The 17427-nt window shown below is 62.7% G+C and carries 17 protein-coding genes and 1 pseudogene; 9 read left to right on the top strand and 9 right to left on the bottom strand.

The genetic code is table 11. The features are described from left to right. Positions 1–8: 8 nt before the first annotated feature. The 4 genes from KBY70_RS02115 to KBY70_RS02100 are packed head-to-tail and all read right to left on the bottom strand — an operon-like array spanning position 9 to position 5500. Positions 9–3071, bottom strand: coding sequence for an AAA family ATPase (locus KBY70_RS02115; RefSeq protein ID WP_254987217.1), 3063 nt, complete (start codon positions 3069–3071; stop codon positions 9–11). Next, on the bottom strand, positions 3068–4264 hold the full coding sequence (locus KBY70_RS02110) for an exonuclease SbcCD subunit D (protein ID WP_254987216.1): 1197 nt from the start codon (positions 4262–4264) through the stop codon (positions 3068–3070). Before KBY70_RS02110 ends, KBY70_RS02115 begins: the two co-directional genes overlap by 4 nt. Then, on the bottom strand, positions 4264–4956 hold the full coding sequence (locus KBY70_RS02105) for a cupin domain-containing protein (protein ID WP_254987215.1): 693 nt from the start codon (positions 4954–4956) through the stop codon (positions 4264–4266). Before KBY70_RS02105 ends, KBY70_RS02110 begins: the two co-directional genes overlap by 1 nt. 7 nt (positions 4957–4963) lie before the next feature. Further along, positions 4964–5500: a cytochrome B gene (locus KBY70_RS02100; protein ID WP_254987214.1), complete on the bottom strand. Its 537-nt coding sequence runs from the start codon at positions 5498–5500 to the stop codon at positions 4964–4966. Between the two features lie 712 nt (positions 5501–6212). Here KBY70_RS02100 and KBY70_RS02095 point away from each other — a divergent pair. Both KBY70_RS02095 and KBY70_RS02090 read left to right on the top strand, forming a co-directional pair. Beyond that, positions 6213–6431 (top strand): CsbD family protein, encoded by a 219-nt coding sequence (locus KBY70_RS02095; protein WP_094561632.1) that lies wholly within the window; start codon positions 6213–6215, stop codon positions 6429–6431. 346 nt (positions 6432–6777) lie between these two features. After that, the gene (locus KBY70_RS02090) at positions 6778–7086 is read left to right on the top strand and encodes an AP2 domain-containing protein (protein WP_254987213.1); all 309 of its coding nucleotides are present in this window, start codon (positions 6778–6780) and stop codon (positions 7084–7086) included. A gap of 51 nt (positions 7087–7137) precedes the next feature. Here the strand turns inward: KBY70_RS02090 and KBY70_RS02085 are convergent, their stop codons facing one another. The 3 genes from KBY70_RS02085 to KBY70_RS02075 form a co-directional block, all read right to left on the bottom strand. Next, positions 7138–8430, bottom strand: a complete 1293-nt coding sequence (locus KBY70_RS02085; RefSeq protein WP_254987212.1) for a glucose-1-phosphate adenylyltransferase — start codon at positions 8428–8430, stop codon at positions 7138–7140. Continuing rightward, positions 8427–8579, bottom strand: a complete 153-nt coding sequence (locus tag KBY70_RS02080; RefSeq protein WP_409996012.1) for a DUF3136 domain-containing protein — start codon at positions 8577–8579, stop codon at positions 8427–8429. Before KBY70_RS02080 ends, KBY70_RS02085 begins: the two co-directional genes overlap by 4 nt. Positions 8580–8865: 286 nt before the next feature. Next, positions 8866–9084, bottom strand: a complete 219-nt coding sequence (locus KBY70_RS02075; protein ID WP_094561625.1) for a CP12 domain-containing protein — start codon at positions 9082–9084, stop codon at positions 8866–8868. A 248-nt stretch (positions 9085–9332) separates the two neighbouring features. Here KBY70_RS02075 and KBY70_RS02070 point away from each other — a divergent pair, with 248 nt between their 5' ends. After that, positions 9333–9722, top strand: coding sequence for a hypothetical protein (locus KBY70_RS02070; RefSeq protein ID WP_254987211.1), 390 nt, complete (start codon positions 9333–9335; stop codon positions 9720–9722). Between the two features lie 176 nt (positions 9723–9898). Beyond that, entirely contained in the window at positions 9899–10198 is a 300-nt protein-coding gene (locus KBY70_RS02065) for a 2Fe-2S iron-sulfur cluster-binding protein (RefSeq protein ID WP_254987393.1), read from the top strand. A gap of 19 nt (positions 10199–10217) precedes the next feature. On the opposite strand, the gene KBY70_RS02060 is transcribed toward KBY70_RS02065, so the two are convergent. Beyond that, positions 10218–10388, bottom strand: a complete 171-nt coding sequence (locus KBY70_RS02060; protein WP_158217081.1) for a hypothetical protein — start codon at positions 10386–10388, stop codon at positions 10218–10220. A 240-nt stretch (positions 10389–10628) separates the two neighbouring features. On the opposite strand from KBY70_RS02060, the gene KBY70_RS02055 reads away from it, so the two are divergent. Both KBY70_RS02055 and KBY70_RS02050 read left to right on the top strand, forming a co-directional pair. Next, a complete protein-coding gene (locus tag KBY70_RS02055) occupies positions 10629–10916 on the top strand; it encodes a hypothetical protein (RefSeq protein WP_254987210.1) in 288 nt (95 codons plus the stop codon). A gap of 222 nt (positions 10917–11138) precedes the next feature. Next, positions 11139–11831, top strand: coding sequence for a PAP/fibrillin family protein (locus KBY70_RS02050; protein ID WP_254987209.1), 693 nt, complete (start codon positions 11139–11141; stop codon positions 11829–11831). Positions 11832–12131: 300 nt separating this feature from the next. Here KBY70_RS02050 and KBY70_RS02045 read toward each other — a convergent pair whose 3' ends face one another. Further along, positions 12132–13892, bottom strand: a complete 1761-nt coding sequence (locus tag KBY70_RS02045) for a potassium/proton antiporter (protein ID WP_254987208.1) — start codon at positions 13890–13892, stop codon at positions 12132–12134. A gap of 150 nt (positions 13893–14042) precedes the next feature. Between KBY70_RS02045 and KBY70_RS02040 the strand changes: the two genes are divergently transcribed. The 3 genes and pseudogenes from KBY70_RS02040 to KBY70_RS02025 form a co-directional block, all read left to right on the top strand. Then, positions 14043–15734 (top strand): cation:proton antiporter, encoded by a 1692-nt coding sequence (locus KBY70_RS02040; protein ID WP_254987207.1) that lies wholly within the window; start codon positions 14043–14045, stop codon positions 15732–15734. Between the two features lie 584 nt (positions 15735–16318). After that, complete coding sequence (locus tag KBY70_RS02030; protein WP_254987205.1) at positions 16319–17053, top strand: fatty acid desaturase; 735 nt, start codon at positions 16319–16321, stop codon at positions 17051–17053. A 53-nt stretch (positions 17054–17106) separates the two neighbouring features. Then, positions 17107–17427 (top strand): annotated as a pseudogene (locus KBY70_RS02025) (transposase); the annotation flags it as partial.

The raw sequence follows: 17427 nt of genomic DNA, 5'->3' as shown, positions 1-17427 counted from the left end.
GCCAGGGCTCAGCCCATCCCGGTGCGGCACACCGTGGCCCGCGAGCCCTTCTCCCCCGCTGTAATCGCGATACCGGCCCAGATGCGCTCCTTGAGGCCACCCACATGGCTGATCACTCCGATCATGCGGCCGCCATCGCGCAGGCGATCCAGTTCGTCCATGGGGAGTTGCAGGTTGTCGGGATCGAGCGTGCCGAAGCCCTCGTCGATGAACAGGGCATCAAGATGCACGCCTCCCGCATGGGCCTGCACCGTGTCGGCCACACCAAGGGCAAGGGCCAGGGAGGCCTGAAACGTTTCGCCCCCCGAAAGACTGCTCACCTCCCGCTCTTCGCCGGTGTAGGCATCGAGCACACGCAGCCCCAGGCCGGCATGGCGACCACCCCGGCCGCCTTCATCACTGAGCCGCAGCTGGTAGCGGCCTGAGGTCATCAGCTCCAGCCGCTGGTTGGCATAGCGGCAGATCTCCGCCAGATAGGCCGACAACACCCAGCGCTGCAGGGAGATGAACGGTGCCGCCCGGCCTGTGCAGCGATCCGCCACGGCGCTGAGCAGCCGCGCCCGCTCCTGGCTTGCCTGCAGGGCAACCGCCCCCTGCCGGTGCGCAGCCGCCAGCCGTTCGATCTCGGCCCGCGCCCCCCGGGCTTCGCTGTGCCGCTCCACGGTTGCCGTACGGGTGGCATCAGCAACAGCCACCGCATCCTGGGCCGCAGCGGTGTCGGGCCGCTGCTCCGGCAGCTCGCTCAGATCGGCGGAGGCCAGCACACTGCGTACGGCGATCAGGTCGTTGTCGTAGACGTCGATCCGCTCGACCAGCCGCTGGCGCCAGCTCGGCTCCTGCAAAGCGTTCTGCACAGCAGCGCCATCGGCAAACGCCGAGCCGGCCAATTCTTTTGCCAGCCGCTCCACCGCCTGCTGGAGCCGCGCGTCAGCGCTGCTGCTGGCCTGGCAGCAGGCCGCCAAATCCTTCAAGGCCGCCTCCAGGGGCGCAACGCCAAGCAGCGCCACCTGGGGGTCGACCCCGTCCCCCAGCACACTGGCGATCTCAGCACGAATGCTGTCGGCCCGGCGCAGGGCTTCGGCAGCAACCTGGCTCTGCAGGGCCTGCTGCGTGGCAGCCGCCTGGATGGCGACCTGCAGGGACTGCAGCTCCCGCTCGTGACCCACGATCGCCTGCTGCAGGGTGTCGACCTGGGCCGCCAGGGCCTTGGCACCATTGAGGGCCTGCTTGGACTGCTGCGCCCCCCGACGGGCTACCGCCGGATCTGCCGCTGCGGCGCCGGCCTTCTCCTGCAGCGCCTTCAGCTCCCCCTGGGCCGTGGCCACAAGCATCGCCGCTTCGCGTGCCGCCGTCGTGGCCGTGGTCAGGTCGCCTTCCGCCGCACTGATCGCCGCGTCGGCCACGGCATCCTCTAAGGGCTGAGCCGGGCTGGGGTGAAGGGTTGCGCCACACACGGGGCAGGGGGCATCGTCCACCAGCCCGCCGGCGAGCTGCGCCGCCATGCCGGCGATCTGGCGGCGGCGCAGCTCCAGCAGCAGGGCATGGGCCTGGTTGAGCTCGCCATCGGCGCGGTTCTGGGCGGCGATGGCCTGGCCATGCCGCGCTTGGGCTGCCGCCATGGCCGCGCTGGCATCGCTTTGCTCTTGGGCCTCCTGGGCAGCTCGCTGCAAGCCATCGAGCCGATCACGGGCTGAGCAAGCCCCCTGGAAGGCCTTACTGGCGGCCTGCCACTGCTGCTGCCACGCCTCCCGTTCGGCGTTGCTGCGGGCCTGGGTTGCTTCTGCGGCGGCTGCCCGTTGGCGGGCCTGCTCTGCGGCGCCTTGGGCCTCAGCGGCCTCCCGGGCCTGGCGCACCAGGGCCGTCAACTCCACCCGGTGCGCCGCCAGGGCAGTGCGGGCGGCATCCAAGGCCTCCAGAGCCGGCAGCGCCCTCAGCTCGAGCTGCAACACCACGGCAGGCAAGGCCTGGGCCGCGTCGCGGGCTCGCATGGCGCCGCCCAGCTGGGCCGCGATGCGTTGTTGCAGCTGGAGGCAGTCCGCCTGCGCCGCCTGCTGCGCCTCCACGCTCGGGCGCAGGGCCTCAGCCTGCTCGGCCAACCGCAGCCGTTGGCGGTAGTCGTCGACCACCGCCCGCTTGCCCTCCAGCTCCACAAGGGTGGCTTGGGCCGCCGCGCGCCGGTCCCAGCGATCGGCCAGCCTGTCCACCTCAGCTTTGGCTGTCTGAGAAGCATTCAGAGCTGCGGTGGCCTGCGCAAGACGTTGGGCCGTACCCGCCACCACCAGGGCGATCTGGTCCTGCAGGCGATCGAGATCAGGAGCGCCAGGCTCAACAAGCGCGGCGGGCTGGTCAGGCACTGCAGGGTGGTCAGGCGCGGCAGAGGGGTCAGGCAGTGGCGGCGAGGCGAATGGGCTCCAAGCCTGGGCAGCCAGGCGAAGCAGCACCTCCTGGGCCCGGGTGCCCTCCGCCAGATCCAGCCGTGCCGCCTTGGCCTGATCCTCCAGCCAGAAGCCCGCCTGCTCAAAGGCCACCGTGTCAAACAGGGTTTTGAGCAGGGCCTCGCGCTCCTCGGCCTTGGCCCGCAACACCTCCGCGAATTGGCCCTGGGGCAGCAGGATCACCTGGCGGAACTGGGCGGCATTGAGACCAACCAGTTGCTCCACCTCGCGGCTCACCTCAGTGGTGCGGCTGACGATCGGCTCGGCGTCTGAACCGTTTAACCGGAACAGCACCGCCTGGGCGGCCTTTTCGGTGAACCCCTCGCCCCGGGTCTTGGGGGCGGTGTAGGCCGGAGAGCGCTCCACCCGGTAGCGGCCACCGCCGCAGGAGAACACCAAACTGACCCGCGGCACCGCCGCTGGATCGGCGTGGTCCGATTTCAACGCCTTGACGTTGCGATCCCCCGACACCTCGCCATACAGGGCATAGCTGAGGGCGTCCAACAGGAAGGTTTTGCCGGCACCGGTGCTGCCGTGGATCAGAAACAGTCCCTCGTCGCTGAGGGCATCAAAGTCGATCTCCGCAGGCTCGGCGTAGGGCCCGAACGCCTCCATCCACAGCTGATGGGGTTTCACCGCTCCCCTCCCCGGGTGGAGGCCTCCAGCGCCTGACGCAACAGCTCAGCCTCAGGCGGGACGGCGGGGCGCCCCTGCTGGTCGGCGAAAAACGCCATCGCCAACGCCAGGGGTGAGGTGGCCTGGCGCACCGTCTCGTGGCGCTCCGTGGCGGTGGAGCGCTGCAGCTCCGGGGGCCGGTGCCGCAGCTCCGCCACGTGGGGAAACCGCTGGCGCAACCGGGCCATAGCCTGCAACGGCAGCACCTCGTCGGTGAGGATCACCCGAAGCCAGGCATCAGCAGCAGTGGCGTGTTGGGGATCGCCGCAGAGGGACTCCAACGGCCCCTCGAGGGTGCGCAGCGGACGCCCCACCCCCAGCGGCACGATCTCGACGTTGGCCGTGCCGGCGGCATCGAGCTCAACGATCCGCACCGACTTGGTGTGATGCTGCTCCGAAAACGAATAGGGCAGCGGTGTGCCGGAGTAGGCCACGCGTGGGCCATCGAGCTGCTGGGACCCGTGCAGATGGCCGAGGGCCACGTAGTCAAAGCCGGCAAAACTATCGACGCTGACGCGATCCACATTGCCGATGCTGAGTTGCCGTTCTGATTCAGATGGCTCCCCACCCATCACAAAAGTGTGGGCCACCAGCACCGAGCGGTGCTGCGGCCGGGAGAGCAGATCCCGGCGAATCCCATCGAGGGCCAGTCGTGTCACCTCCTGATGGCTGACCCGGGTCGAACCTGGAGACGACCCAGGCTCAACCGCCTCAGCCAGAGCGAGGAGCGATGCACCATCCACAGCCGGCTCCAGATAGGGCAGCGGGTAAATGGCCACAGGGGCGCCTCCCCGCTTGGGCGTGACCAGCACCGGCTCATGGGCCCGCCGCACATCCCCACGGATGGTCACCCCGAAGGCCGAGAGCAAAGGGTCGTAGATCGACACCCGCACATGGGAATCGTGGTTGCCGGCAATCGCCACCACGGCGGCACCGCTGCGGCTCAAGCGGGCCAGGGTGTCGTTGAACAGCAACACCGCCTCTGCTGGCGGGATGGCCCGGTCGTAGATGTCGCCAGCGATCAGCACCGCATCCACCTCCGCCTCGGCGGCCAACTCCACGATGCGATCCAGGGCGGCGGCCTGCTCCTGCAGGAGCGAAGCTCCATGAAATTGCCGTCCTAAGTGCCAGTCAGAGGTGTGGAGAACGCGCATCAGCTCCGCAGGACGGCACGGCTGGCGTGGTGGAGGGTATCCGGCAGGTGGCCGGTTTTCACCCAGATCGTGCAGCCCAGCTCGCTCCAAGGGCGATGGACGCTGCCGGGGGGATTGCGCAACCAACTCCCGGCCGGATAGGTGCCTTGCTCATCCTGAAACACCCCCTTCAGCACAAAGATCTCCTCGCCGCCGCCATGGCGATGGGGCTGAAAGACCGTGCCGGGCGCCCAGCGCACAAGGGCCACATGTTCCGAGCCAAAGGCATGCAACGGCATCACCTCCAAACCGGTCACCAACCCAGGGAGCCAGGCCGCACTGCAGGTGTCGATGGCGAGGCGCTGTTGATCAGCCGAGTGCATCTGGTGCAGCTTCACCAGGAGCGTGCAGCCCTGCTCACTGAACGGCGCATGGCTGGAGCCTGCGGGGTTGCGCAGGTAGGTGCCGGCGGTGTAGTCCCCATGCTCATCTGAGAAGGTGCCATCCAGCACCAAGATCTCCTCGCCACCGCCATGGCTGTGGCGCTCAAACTGGCTGCCAGGGCTGTAGCGCACGATCGACGTAGCCCGGGCCACTTCCCCGCCGAGGCGATCCAACAGGCGCCGCTCCACCCCGGCCATCGGCGAGGGCGTCCAGGCCAGGTTGGGGGTGTGGAGCACCGCGCGCTGGCTGAGGTCGGCGTGGAGGTTCATGGGCGGGTCAGGACGATCGCCGCAGCAGGCGACCCACCTGGGCCGCCCAATCACGGGGGAGGTCGTTGGGGCGCAACTTCAGCTGAAACATCGTCCGGGCCAGCGGTGCTCCACCTCGCATCAGGATGGCAGCCACATGCCAGATCACCGCTGCCGCAACGAGCAGCCAGGCCAACAGGTGAAGGCTGTAGACAAAATGATCGAACTGGCCGGTGCTGAGCCAGTTTTCATTCATAAACTTGCCGCTACCCACGGCCAACGCCAACGCCAGCAAGGCCGTGGTGTTAGCCGCCTGGTTAAGGCGGGCCCGGCCCAGGGTGAGGGCATAGAGGCCAAACAGCAGGGCCAGAGGCCAGAGGAAAACCTCGAGCGTGCCGTGGAGATCAATCCAATCGCCGGCCGGCTGCCAGCTCAACCGCCCGAAACGACCGTCGTGGTTGGAGTACACGATCAGTCCGCTCAGCCAGGCCAGGGGCACCAGCAGGGCCATGGCGCCATGCAACAGCCGCAGCAGCGAAGGTTGGTAAGGACGAACCATGCCCATACGCCGAGCCCGGCAGGAGTTCAACAGAGATGCCGATCATGGCGCGGACTTTGCAACAACAAGGCGCCCCAGGGCGGGGGGGGCCAAGCACCTCTGCCTGTACCTCCCGTCGTCGCGAAGATCTGGTCGTCGCGCAGCTCCCGCAGCAGCCTCTACAACGAGCTCCAGACCTTGCTGGCGCGATGGGAAGATTGTGGCGGCCGCAAAAGCTCAGAGAGTGTCAGCGATGTTCAACACCTGGATCAGACTCAAAACCTGAGGAGTTGTCGCCACAGAGTTTGAGTGGATGCAGAAAACGAACGGATTCACAGAGGCAGTGAGGCGAGAGTTTCTGTGAGGGATTTTTCACATGGATCTCCATGGCGTTCATCATCACCGCGACGTCAAGATCGCCTCTTGCAAGACGCCCCTGAACCGTGGCGGCGAAACCAACACAAGCATGGCAGCTAGAAAACCTATATCTTTAGATTGCAGCAACTGCTACATTCCTGTCCTGTCCTGCCTGGGCGTTTCCGCAACGGATAGGGCGGGTTTGCATCGGGGCCCCCTGGGTTAAAGGGCGTGCTGGTGGGCTTGCGGGCGCGCTGGCAACAGCTCGAGACCGGAGTGCGTCGAAGCGCATCTCGTCTCAATCTGCCGCATTTGGAGCCCAGTGCCCTGGCAACGGGCTCATCACAGTAAAGAGGCCCACCTCCGCACTGGATTGAACGCCATGACCAACAAATCCAAAGCGACCGCAAAAGATGCAGAAGGCAAGCTGGAATCAGCCTATGGGGAAATGACTGGCGATATGGGTCACCAGATCAAAGGCAAAGCCAAGCAAGTGCAGAGCTCGGCCATGGGTGCCACAGAAGAGCTGAAAGAGGGTGCAAAGGCCGTCAAAAAGAAGCTCAGCGATACCGCTGATCACGTGTCCGATAAACTGAGCTGATCTACGCCGTTCCTATCATCGTCGTCTTCAGGAATTGCCATCTTCGCAAGTAACCCTTTGCATCAGCCAAGGAATTGTGGCTGTGCTGCTTCTTCCAGGAGCAGCACAAGCTCTTGAGGCGAATTGCGCAATTCCCCTTCAGCACATCGCGTCCAAATCTGGATCAAGTTGCCCCGCGATCACGCCTGAGCCCAGGCAATAGATCAAACCGAGCAGGAATATAATCATCCAAACCAGCTGGCAGCTCGCGAACATGCTACTGACTGACTGCCTGACATTCCCCAAAAGGGGACTGGTCGACCGGACCGTTGCTGGAAGAAGTTGGGAACGGTCCTCCCAGCGCGTCGTGTCCATCCGCACCTCTCGAACGTCCGAAGAGACCTACCAGGCCTACGCCAGCCGTCCCAAGCGGGCTGGGGCCAGCTCCAAACATCGTGGCGTGAGCTTCCGGAAGCAAACCCAGCTCTGGATCGCCCAGGTGTACTGGAGAGGACGTCGTTACTTCCTGGGGTCGTTCAACACAGAGCGAGAGGCTGCACTTGCGTACAACATCCACGCGCAACGAATCATTGGTGAATTGGCGGTGCTCAACGATCTATCACCAGACGACGGGGCTCGCCAAGAGCAGAGGAATCAAGACCTTGATGACGCCTAAAACCCTGCCCTTGACTGATCTCGGGGCGTCATCAATTGCTGTAGAACCCAGCTAGATCACCGTGCCATCGACAAGCGTGGTGTTCTTCTCAATCACCACGATGCCGTTGCGGATTGTAAAGCCAAGATCATGGCGATCAGCATCCTCGATGCGATCCTTGTTGATCACCTGCACATTGGTGCCTATGCGCACATTCTTATCCAGAATTGCTCTCTTCACCACTGATCCTGCTCCAATCCCAAGAGGAATCCCACCGCGTGAACGCACCTGAACACGCTCAGCCTCCGACTCATACCCATCAGCACCCATCACCAGGGCGTCTTCAAGTACAACTCCCTCCTCAACCCGCAGGCGCAAACCTAGTACGCAATGGTCGATAACACAGCGATCGAGGATGCAGCCTTCGCTGAGAACAGAACGACGAATGTGGGATTGATGGATTTGACTGGGCGGCAAACAACGTGAACGGGTATAGATCGGGGCGCGCTCGTCGTAAAAGCTGAACGCAGGCTGCTCATCCGTCAAAGCGAGATTCGCATCAAAGAAGGATTGAATCGTGCCAATGTCTTCCCAGTAACCATCAAAGAGGTAGCTCTGCAGCATGAGGCCGCTCTCCAGCGCTGCCGGAATGACCTCCTGGCCAAAGTCCGTTGCTTGCTGGTGCGTGGACAGAAGACTGAACAGTGTGTCTCGCTCAAAGACATAAATGCCCATCGAGGCCAGAAATGGGCGACGCTCTGCCTCGCTGGCGGACAACCCCAGGGCCTGGGTGTCCACCCGCATGGCTTCGAGCGCTGCACCCCTGGGCTTTTCACGGAACTCCTTGATTCGTCCGGATGCGTCCGTGCGCATCAAGCCAAACCCTTCGGCCGCCGATCCATCAACAGGTAGAGCGCCAACCGTCAGCGCCGCCCCACTTGCCCGATGGGCTGCGACAAAGGCTGCGTAATCCATCCGATAGAGCTGGTCACCCGAGAGGATCAACACCTGATCCACGTCCCAGGCTTCGAAGAGTTCGCGGTACTGACGGACAGCATCAGCAGTACCCTTGAACCAGTTTGGACTGTCGGGGGTCTGCTGGGCCGCCAGTACCTCCACAAAACCGCCGCCAAAGCCGGAAGAGAGGTTGTAAGTCAGGCTGAGGTGGCGGTTGAGTGACTGACTATTGAACTGGGTCAGCGCGTAAATCTTGTTGATCCCAGAGTTAATGCAGTTGCTGATTGGAATATCAATCAGGCGGTACTTACCGCCAAGTGGCACTGCAGGTTTCGCGCGAGTCAGGGTGAGGGGTTGCAGGCGCGTGCCCGCACCACCCCCGAGAATGATCGCCAGTACGCGCTTCAAGAGTTGGGCTCTCTTTTGAGAAGGAAATAGAGATGCTCGGGATTCTTATACTGCCGTGGCAAGCACTGATGCAGGCATTCCAATCGATGCCAGCAAACACTCCGTCGAATCTGCTGAATCGTTTTTTCTTCTAATACCAATATACGCATAGCCTTGCAATAGAGCGCGTAATTAGCTTCAAGCTCACCGATCGTGAGAGCGGTTGTGAAAGTTGCTTGGCTCATTGCAGCAACGCTTTGGGCGAGCTGAATAATCGCTTGGCTACCTGGTCGTGCGCTGCCCCCAGATGGGGGTAATTGGGTGACAGGATCTGCAAGCGATCGTGGATCCAGAGCAGACTGAAGCCTCTTGACTGCGCCTGGACCAATCAAGGCGGTCACGCCAGCGCTTCCCAAAGGTTGCGCCTTGCCGAAATGAAGTCGAGCTAAGGGCGGCTCAGTCGTCGTAGACGCGGCAGTTGACGTCGGAAGGATTGAGGTCACAGAACACTTCAAACGGCGAAGGAGCCTCAGCTTCTTCAGGATGACGCTGCTGGAATTCCTCAAGCTCTTTGATCTGCTGCTCGATCTTGCGCGCAGTGGATTTTTCGTCCTTGGCGAGGGCTTCTGCCAGGGCGTTGCGATAGGTCTGGAGCTGGTCTCCAATGGTGGCCATGGAACATGCCCCGATAGGGCCCGGATCGGCAGCGCGAATTTAGCCCTATTGCCTCACCAACGGCGTCAAACGTGAACCGGTGAAAGGAGACGGCATTCCTCCAATGTCCCTCCGGCGCAGTGGATTGTGCATCAATCCACAGAACGATGAACAACCATGAAATCCAGGTATTTCTACTCACTTTTTGCAGTTGGCTTCGCCTATGGCGGTCGTTCCTCCAAGTTGGTGGCGTTCTGGGAATCCCTTCCATGGCTGATGCTCCCTATCTCGTGGCCCTGGCTCTGGTTGAGATTGCAGGCAAGAGAGCCTTGCCACTCACCGGTAAATCCCAGCCAGCAGCGGCAGCTGAAGCTTCTGACCCAGGTGACAGTGGTCACACCCTGGCCTTGGAGCTGCTCCTGTGCCTCTGGCAGCGAAGCGACGACGGGGCTCTGCAACGGGCTGCTGGAGAGCAGAGCCTGCTGTTGCTCGAGCTGCCCTTGGACGTGATGAGCGAACAACTGCCCCTACTCAAGGCGAACTGGATCTCTGGTGGCGAAACCGAAGCCTTGCTTGGCAGCCTTCGCAACCTGGTGATCAGGGGCTGGCGAATCTCCATTGCCAAGTACGAACCGGTCAGCTTCATCGCCTGGAGCTGATCCATCGGCAGCAATCCCCCCGGATGGGGACTGGCGCAGATCAATCCCTGCGACCCAGGATCGAACCGCGACGATGAGGGCCGAGCTTCGCTGTCGCCATCCAAGAGGGTCCACCTTCAGCCGAAATCTGGGGGTTGGATCTCTTTTTCCTGTCGAGCCCTACACCAACCATTGCTATGGCGATCTACAAGGTCACGCTGGTCAACGCCAACGAAGGACTGAATCGGACAATCGAGTGCGCCGACGACCAATCGATCTTCGATGCGGCTGCGGATCAGGACATCGACCTGCCGATCTCCTGTCGCGCCGGCTCCTGTTCCTCCTGCGCTGGCAAATTGGTCAGTGGCACGGTGAACCAGGAAGACCAGGCCTTCCTCGATGAGGACCAGATTGCCGCCGGTTTTGTACTGACCTGCGTGGCGATCCCCACCTCGGACTGCACGATCGCAACCCATGCCGAAGAGGCGCTGTATTGAATCTCAAGCCGGTGAAGGCTCAAGCAGGCTGGCTGTTTTTGGAAAGGGCTGCCACATCTCGATCCACCTGAGCCAGGCGCTCCATCACCAGATGGAGGTCGAGCGCCGTGAGCTCGCCATCGGCACTCCATTTCATGCAGGTGCGCCCGAGGCAGGTGCTGGAGTGGACCCTTGTGTTGGAGTCCGCCATGGCGAACCTCCGTGCTTTAGATGGGTCCACTCTCAGTGATGGTGCGCCGACAAGGATGCCCCCATAGGGGGGTAATTCCTGGCCTGATCCCCGTCATGTCCAGGCTGTGCCCTTCCTATCTGGGCCTGCTGTCTGCTGCGGCGATCACGCTGCGATCCCGGGGCAACCTTGCGGCAGCAGAGCTAGGCGACACACGGCTCAACCTGGCTATTCAGGAGTTCGCATCGACAGGTCGTCAACATGAGCCCGGAGCAGCAACCATCAGAGATCGACAGCACCCAGGCATCACCTCAGGATGAGGATTTTCAGGCTCACCCTGAGCATGCTGCGGCTGTGAATGCAGCGCTCGATGCCATCCAACACCTGATTGACGAACAACCAGAGTTTGCTGATTTCCTGAGGTTGACAACCAGTACGGAAGACGTGCGTCAAGCTCTACACAATTACGGGATTGAGATCACCAATGAAGCCCTATGGCGGCATCGGGGCTCCCTGCTCAAGGATGGTCAACCGACCTGGCGCGGGTAACCCCTCAACCCTTCAACCCCTCGGCCTCTGGCGGCCAACAGACCCACGCTTGAAGCGATCACCGCCAGAGCCGCCAATGCTGATCGCATAGTCCATCCATTGACGAGAGCCCATCCACCATGCAGCCCCAAATAGCTGGAGAGTCAAATGGTTGCGGGGTCGCGACGCCACGCCGCTCCTAAACCTGGCCAGCATGAGGAGTAGCGATATGGCAGCGAGCGGATGTCCCAGGCCAACCAGGCAGAGCTCAGCGAACTGAATCCAGCACAGCAACGGCAGATGTTGCTCACGCTTCTGCAACAGGAGCCTCGCGGTGGCCCCCACCTACAGGAGAACCATCTGCACGCCTTGATTGGCGCACTGGAGCGGTCGACGCCCGCTGATCTGGGAGCACCTGGAGCCTTGGAGCGCCTGGAGGGTGTGTGGGAGTTGCGCTGGAGCAGCAGCCGCCAGCCCTATCTAGCTGTAGGACCCTGGCTGGAAAACCTGCAGCTGTTGGCGCCATCCCAGGGTCGGGGCATGAACCTGCTACGGCTACCAGGTCCGCTGGCGCCCCTGGCCGCCATTGCCGTGGAAGCCACCATCAGGGTCGAGGCCGAACCCGGCGGAGATCCCAAGGGAATGGATTCCGGGGTTGGGTTGAACCCGCGCCAGCGCGTTCAGGTGCGTTTTCAGCGGGGTGGCTGGCTGGGCCCGGCCGTGGGCCTGGGGCGGCTGCAGCTGCTTCGGCGCGTGAGCCAACCCGTTCCGGCCTGGCTGGACATCACCGTGCTCGACGACGCGCTGAGGATCTGCCGCGGCAATGCGGGCACAGTGTTTGCCTTGTTGCGCCGCCCCGACCTCAATCTTCAGGAGCTGCTCCTGGCTCCAGATCAGCGATCAGACGCCACGACGACGCAGGTGGCTCAAGGTTGAGTCAAGTGAATCAGGGCTGCTAACGAACAGGGTTCTGCTCGAGCTGGCTCTGGCATGCCAGCGGAGATTTCGCCATGAATGCCGAATGCTGCTTCTGGGTTCTCCACGGGCAGATACGGGGGAAGCACCAACTCTCGCTTGAGAGGGTATTGCTGCAGCAAGATCTTGCGATAACGCCCGTAGACCTCAGGCTATTTCATATCCACATCCACCAAGGCAGTGCCCCACCCCGGGCCGCGATGGAGCCATCCGGACGCAACAGCCTCCATCCATCCCAGTAATCCGAGCTTGCGATCCATCTCACTGGTGCGCAATGTCACCCCCATGGCCTTGAAATGGCAGGAGATGCCGGGCTATCAGAACGGTCACGTGCTCTTGCTCAGCTCCAGCCTGAATCAGCAAAACACCAACGCGAAGGGCCTTTCCATGAGCATTACCAGGAGCATCCCCAGGAGCGGACTGGGCCAGCAGGGCCTCCAGGCTCTGGGCAGCGGCGGAGCCTGCCATCTCCAGCGGCAGGGGTAGGCCGTAGAAGCGATGCAGCTGCGCCAGGGTGGTGGCTGGATTGAAGCTGAGCGGCAGATCGGATGGCAGCGCGGAGGGCTCCGGGTCGGGATCGAACAGCCGATTGATCAACGGCTCCAGACTGATGCGCAGGGCAACGAACACGTGGTCGCCAGGCATGAGAGTTGTCGTGCCGCGCGGCATCAGCACCTCCCGGCCGCGCAGGATCAAGGTGACGAGCACCCCATCGGGCAGGGCCAGATCGCGCAGCTGCTGACCAGCCACCGGAGCCCTGGCGTTGACGGTGTAATCGAGAATCTCGCCATCGACGTGGCGCAGGGCGTTGATCTCTACCGACAGCGCCGGGATGGGATCGGCGGGTCGGCCGATCTGCAGCGCACGCGCTACAAGCGGCAGCGACCAGCCCTGGGTGATGGCCGAGATCAACACGACGAAGAACGCCGCGTTAAAAATCAGCTGGCTCTGGGGCACTCCCGCCATCAGCGGGAAGGTAGCCAGGGTGATCGGCACGGCCCCCTTCAAGCCCACCCAGGACAGGAAGGCGAGCTCTCTGCTGCGGAAGCGGAAAGGCCACGCTGAGGCCCAAACCGCGATGGGTCTGGCCACCAGGATCAGCACCAGGGCAATCAGCAGTCCCTCCCAGGCCACCGCCAGCAGGCGGCTGGGGAAGCTGAGCAGCCCCAGCATCACGAACAGCACGATCTGCCCCAACCAGGCGGTGGCGTCGTGGAAGGACAAGATGCCCCGCCAAAACACGATCGAGCTGCTACCGAGCACGATGCCAGCGACGTACACCGCCAGGAAACCGCTCCCGCCGAGCACCGCAGCTAGCCCGAAGGCCACCAGGCCAAAGGCGAGGGCCAGCAGTGGATAGAGGCCCGGGTAATCGAGATTGATCCGGTTGATGGCCCAGGTGGCCAGCCTGCCCACGAGAAGGCCGGCGAGGCTACCCACGCCAAACTGCGCCACAAACAGCAGCGCCAAGGCCTGCGCGGAATCGGCGCGTCCGGTGATCATGCCCATCAACCCGAGGGTCAGGAAGATCGCCATCGGATCGTTGGAGCCGCTCTCCACTTCCAGGGTGGAGGTGAGCCGCTCCGGCAGCTTGAGGCCGCTGGAGCGCAGCACGGCAAACACCGCTGCCGCATCGGTGGAGCCGACGATGCTGCCGAGCAGCAGTCCCGGCAACATCGGCAGCTTCAGCACCCAGGAGGCAGCCAGGCCCGTAATCAGCGCGGTGAGCAGCACCCCAACCGTGGATAACGCCAGCGCGGGCTTCCACACCTGTTGCACCGAGGCCAGGGAGGTTCGCAGGCCACCGTCAAACAGGATCAGAGCCAAGGCAACGCTGCCAACGCTGTTGGCAAGGCCGTAGTTCTCAAAGGGGATGCGGCCGAGCCCCTCCGATCCGGCCAGCATCCCCACCGTGAGAAACAACACCAGCACCGGCACCCCAAGCCGGGCCGAGAATTTGCTGGAGGTGATGCCGAGAAGCAGCAGCACGCCGGCCAGTAGCACGGCAACGTTGATCCACACCCTGCCGCCTCCCGCCCAATCCGATGGCTGACTCCGCCTGAGGATGGCTCAGACCCTCGCGAAACGCTGCTCGCCTGATACATCACTTCCTTGCGGAAGGCCCCATTTAGGGGCGAGCACTGCTCACGATGGCCGCAGTTGCCAACTCCGATGACCTTCAGCACCGTGTTCCACGAGCTCGCCGCCATCCTGGGGATCGCCGGCGTGATCGGGGTGCTCGCCCTGAAGCTGCGCCAGCCGCTGATCATCAGCTACATCCTCACCGGCATCGTGGTGGGCCCAGCGGTGCTCGGCTGGTCTTCAGGAGGAAGCGAGATCAAGCTGCTCTCCAGCATCGGGATCTCCGTGCTGTTGTTTGTGGTGGGCCTCAAGCTTGATGTGGGGCTGATCCGCTCGGTGGGCCCGGTGGCTCTGGCCACGGGCCTTGGGCAGATTGTGTTCACAGCTCTGTTTGGCTTTCTGTTGTGCCTGGGGTTGGGTTTTGCTCCGGTGAAGGCGATCTACATCGCCGTCTGCCTCACCTTCTCCAGCACGATCATCATCGTCAAGTTGCTCTCGGATAAACGGGAGATCGATTCACTTCACGGGCGCATTGCCGTGGGATTTCTGGTGGTGCAGGACATCGCCGTGATCCTGGCGATGATCCTGCTCACCTCCTTCGCCAACGCAGGCGGTGGCGGCTTCGTGAGCCAGGCGCTGCGGCTGCTGCTGGTGGGTACGGCGTTTGTGCTGGGGACGGCTGCCACCATGCGTTGGGTGATGCCCCCGCTGCTCGGGCGGCTGGCCCAGAACCAGGAGCTGCTGGTGTTGTTTGCCGTGGTCTGGGCCGTGGGTCTGGCGGCTCTGGCCGATAGCGTGAATTTCAGCAAGGAGGTGGGTGCGTTCCTCGGTGGGGTGTCGATTGCCTCCACCCCCTACCGGGAAGCCATCGCCTCGCGGCTCACCGGCCTGCGCGACTTCCTGCTGCTGTTCTTCTTCATTGATCTGGGCTCCGGCCTCAGCTTGTCAGCGGCGGGTCTGCAGCTGGGGCCAGCCCTGGTGCTGTCGGTCTTTGTGCTGGTGGGCAACCCGCTGATCGTGGTGGCGATCATGGGGGCGATGGGCTACCGGCGACGCACCGGATTTCTGGCAGGGCTCACCGTGGCCCAGATCTCAGAGTTTTCACTGATCCTGGCGGCACTGGGGCTCCAGCTAGGCCAACTCAGGGAAGGCGAGGTGAGCCTGATCACCCTGGTGGGCGTCATTACCATCGGCCTCTCCACATACATGATCCTGGGCTCCGATCGTCTCTACGGGTGGCTGCAGGCACCTCTGCGGATGTTCGAACGCAGCACGCCATTCAGCGAGATCAGTGGCAGCGCTAGCGGTCCGGTGCGGGCGGATGTGGTGCTGCTGGGGCTGGGGCGGTTTGGCAGCGCGATCTACCGCCAGCTACAAACCCACCGCCTCTCGATCCTGGGCATCGACTTCGATCCTCAGGCGCTGCGACTGGCAGCGGCTCACGGGCTGCCTGTGCAATACGGCGATTCGGAGGATCCAGAGTTCACCGCCACCCTGCCGCTGTCGTCGGCCACGGTGGTGGTGAGCACCTTGCCGTCGCTGAAAAGCAACGCCGCCATCCGTCATGGGCTGGAAACGGCAGGCTTTCAGGGGCGTTTCATTGCCACCGCCCACGATGAAGCTGAGGTGGTGAAGCTGGAAGCCATCGGCGCCCAGCGCACCCTGCTGCCCTTTCTGGATGCTGCTGAGCGCGCAGCAGAACTGATCGTGAACGACCTCTCCAAACTGCACAGCGAAGCTGAACGACAGGGGTTAGGATCTCGAAGTCATGTGATAGAATAGCCAAAATTTGAGATTGAAATGTTAATAAGTCTATTCGGCTTTCTTTTTGCAGCGCTGTCATTCGTTCAAGTCCCCCAATGGGATGTGGATTGGTCGAAATGCTCTGTATCCGTACCCGATACGGCCTGTCATTGGTACATCGTTAATCCAGACAACACCTTTGGCAAAGGCTTCAGCTGGATCACGGCTCCAACATTTGACTTCGACGCCCTCAGAGACATTGGCAAGCAGCACGAAGTTACGGTTGCTCAGGGATATGAAACCACCGTTGAACTCATGAACGCCTCGTCACCCGTCAAATACGGCGATAACTATTAAATCTGTTTCCTGATCCTTCGGCCTGTCACTGAGGCCATCCACGATTGCATCGTGAAATCCCTAGTGTCATCGAGGCCTACCCCGGTCTTGTTGATTTCCCTGCGCCTACGGCTGCCTCATTGATTTCTTCTGTCTCCCTCCGGCCCCTTGCACCGGAGTCAGTTTCGCCTGAATCACCCGCCTATCCCAGCAAAGCTGAACTGCTGGCCTGCCTTCCCCCCGAGCTCCTAAGGATCCATCCAGGCAAAGCCTGGGGGAGCCTGGCGATGTCCCTCAGCCTCACACTGCTGACCTACGGATTGGGCACCCAGATTCCCCTCACCGCGATGGCGGCTCCGCTTTGGCTTCTTTACGCAGTGGTGGCGGGCACCGTGGCTGGCGGTTGCTGGGTGATTGCCCATGAGTGCGGGCACCGCGCCTTCCATCCGAACCCTCGCGTGGAAGCCACCGTGGGATTCGTGCTGCACAGCCTGCTGCTGGTGCCCTACTTCAGCTGGCAGCACAGCCATGCGGTGCATCACGCCAATTGCAATCACATGGAAGGGGGTGAAACCCATGTGCCCCCCCGTGCAGAGTCGCGTACGGGCCAGATTGTGGCGGGGATGAGCAGGCGTCTCGGGCCCCAGCTGTTTGGTATCACCTCGTTAATCAGCCATCTGCTGCTGGGCTGGCCGCTCTATCTGCTGTTCGGCGTGGCCGGCGGCGAAAAATACGGTGCTCCCACCTCCCACTTCACCACGGCTGCGCCGTTTCGAAACGGCAAGCGAGCCCTATTTCCGAATGCCTGCCTCCCGTTGATGCAGCTCTCGAATCTTGGGTTGCTGGCGATGATAGGGATCCTGATCATGGCCGCGATTCAGTTCTCGCCGGCACGGATGTTGTGCGTCTACGGACTTCCCTACTTGGTGATCAATGCCTGGCTGGTGGGCTACACCTGGCTACAACACACCGATACGGATATTCCCCACTTTTCCACCGCTGACGTGGACCCCAAAAACTGAACCAGCCCCTATGAGAGCTTCCTTACCGGCCAGACTTGGCCAGGAGAAGCCCCATGAAACGCAAGCGTCACAACCCCGAGCAGATCATTCGCAAGCTGCGCACCGCTGAGCAGCTCCTCAACCAGGGCCAGACCGTCGCCGATGTCTGCAGGGCCCTTGAGGTCTCGGCACCCACCTACCACCGCTGGCAGCAGCTTTATGGGGGCATGAAGGCCACGGAGGCCAAACGCCTCAAGGAACTCGAGCAGGAGAACACCCGCCTCAAGCGCTTGCTGGCCGATGCCGAGCTCGATAAGGCGATGCTCAAGGAGCTTGCCGAGGGAAACTTCTAAGCCCGGAACGTCGTCGCAGAGCTGTTGTGGTTCTGCAGGATC

Source organism: Cyanobium sp. ATX 6E8 (assembly GCF_024346335.1).
Lineage (GTDB): Bacteria > Cyanobacteriota > Cyanobacteriia > PCC-6307 > Cyanobiaceae > Cyanobium_A.
The sequence above is the reverse complement of the archived record's forward strand: the minus strand, read 5'-3'. Positions and strand labels throughout refer to the sequence as shown.

Excerpts from the sequence above, each read along its gene's own strand:
- KBY70_RS02040 (WP_254987207.1), top strand. The coding sequence starts at position 14,043 with ATGACCTTCAGCACCGTGTTCCACGAGCTCGCCGCCATCCTGGGGATC.
- KBY70_RS02050 (WP_254987209.1), top strand. The coding sequence starts at position 11,139 with ATGTCCCAGGCCAACCAGGCAGAGCTCAGCGAACTGAATCCAGCACAG.
- KBY70_RS02055 (WP_254987210.1), top strand. The coding sequence starts at position 10,629 with ATGAGCCCGGAGCAGCAACCATCAGAGATCGACAGCACCCAGGCATCA.
- KBY70_RS02110 (WP_254987216.1), bottom strand. The coding sequence starts at position 4,264 with ATGCGCGTTCTCCACACCTCTGACTGGCACTTAGGACGGCAATTTCAT.
- KBY70_RS02075 (WP_094561625.1), bottom strand. The coding sequence starts at position 9,084 with ATGGCCACCATTGGAGACCAGCTCCAGACCTATCGCAACGCCCTGGCA.
- KBY70_RS02030 (WP_254987205.1), top strand. The coding sequence starts at position 16,319 with ATGTCCCTCAGCCTCACACTGCTGACCTACGGATTGGGCACCCAGATT.
- KBY70_RS02095 (WP_094561632.1), top strand. The coding sequence starts at position 6,213 with ATGACCAACAAATCCAAAGCGACCGCAAAAGATGCAGAAGGCAAGCTG.
- KBY70_RS02060 (WP_158217081.1), bottom strand. The coding sequence starts at position 10,388 with ATGGCGGACTCCAACACAAGGGTCCACTCCAGCACCTGCCTCGGGCGC.
- KBY70_RS02065 (WP_254987393.1), top strand. The coding sequence starts at position 9,899 with ATGGCGATCTACAAGGTCACGCTGGTCAACGCCAACGAAGGACTGAAT.
- KBY70_RS02070 (WP_254987211.1), top strand. The coding sequence starts at position 9,333 with ATGGCTGATGCTCCCTATCTCGTGGCCCTGGCTCTGGTTGAGATTGCA.
- KBY70_RS02080 (WP_409996012.1), bottom strand. The coding sequence starts at position 8,579 with ATGCGTATATTGGTATTAGAAGAAAAAACGATTCAGCAGATTCGACGG.
- KBY70_RS02100 (WP_254987214.1), bottom strand. The coding sequence starts at position 5,500 with ATGGGCATGGTTCGTCCTTACCAACCTTCGCTGCTGCGGCTGTTGCAT.
- KBY70_RS02105 (WP_254987215.1), bottom strand. The coding sequence starts at position 4,956 with ATGAACCTCCACGCCGACCTCAGCCAGCGCGCGGTGCTCCACACCCCC.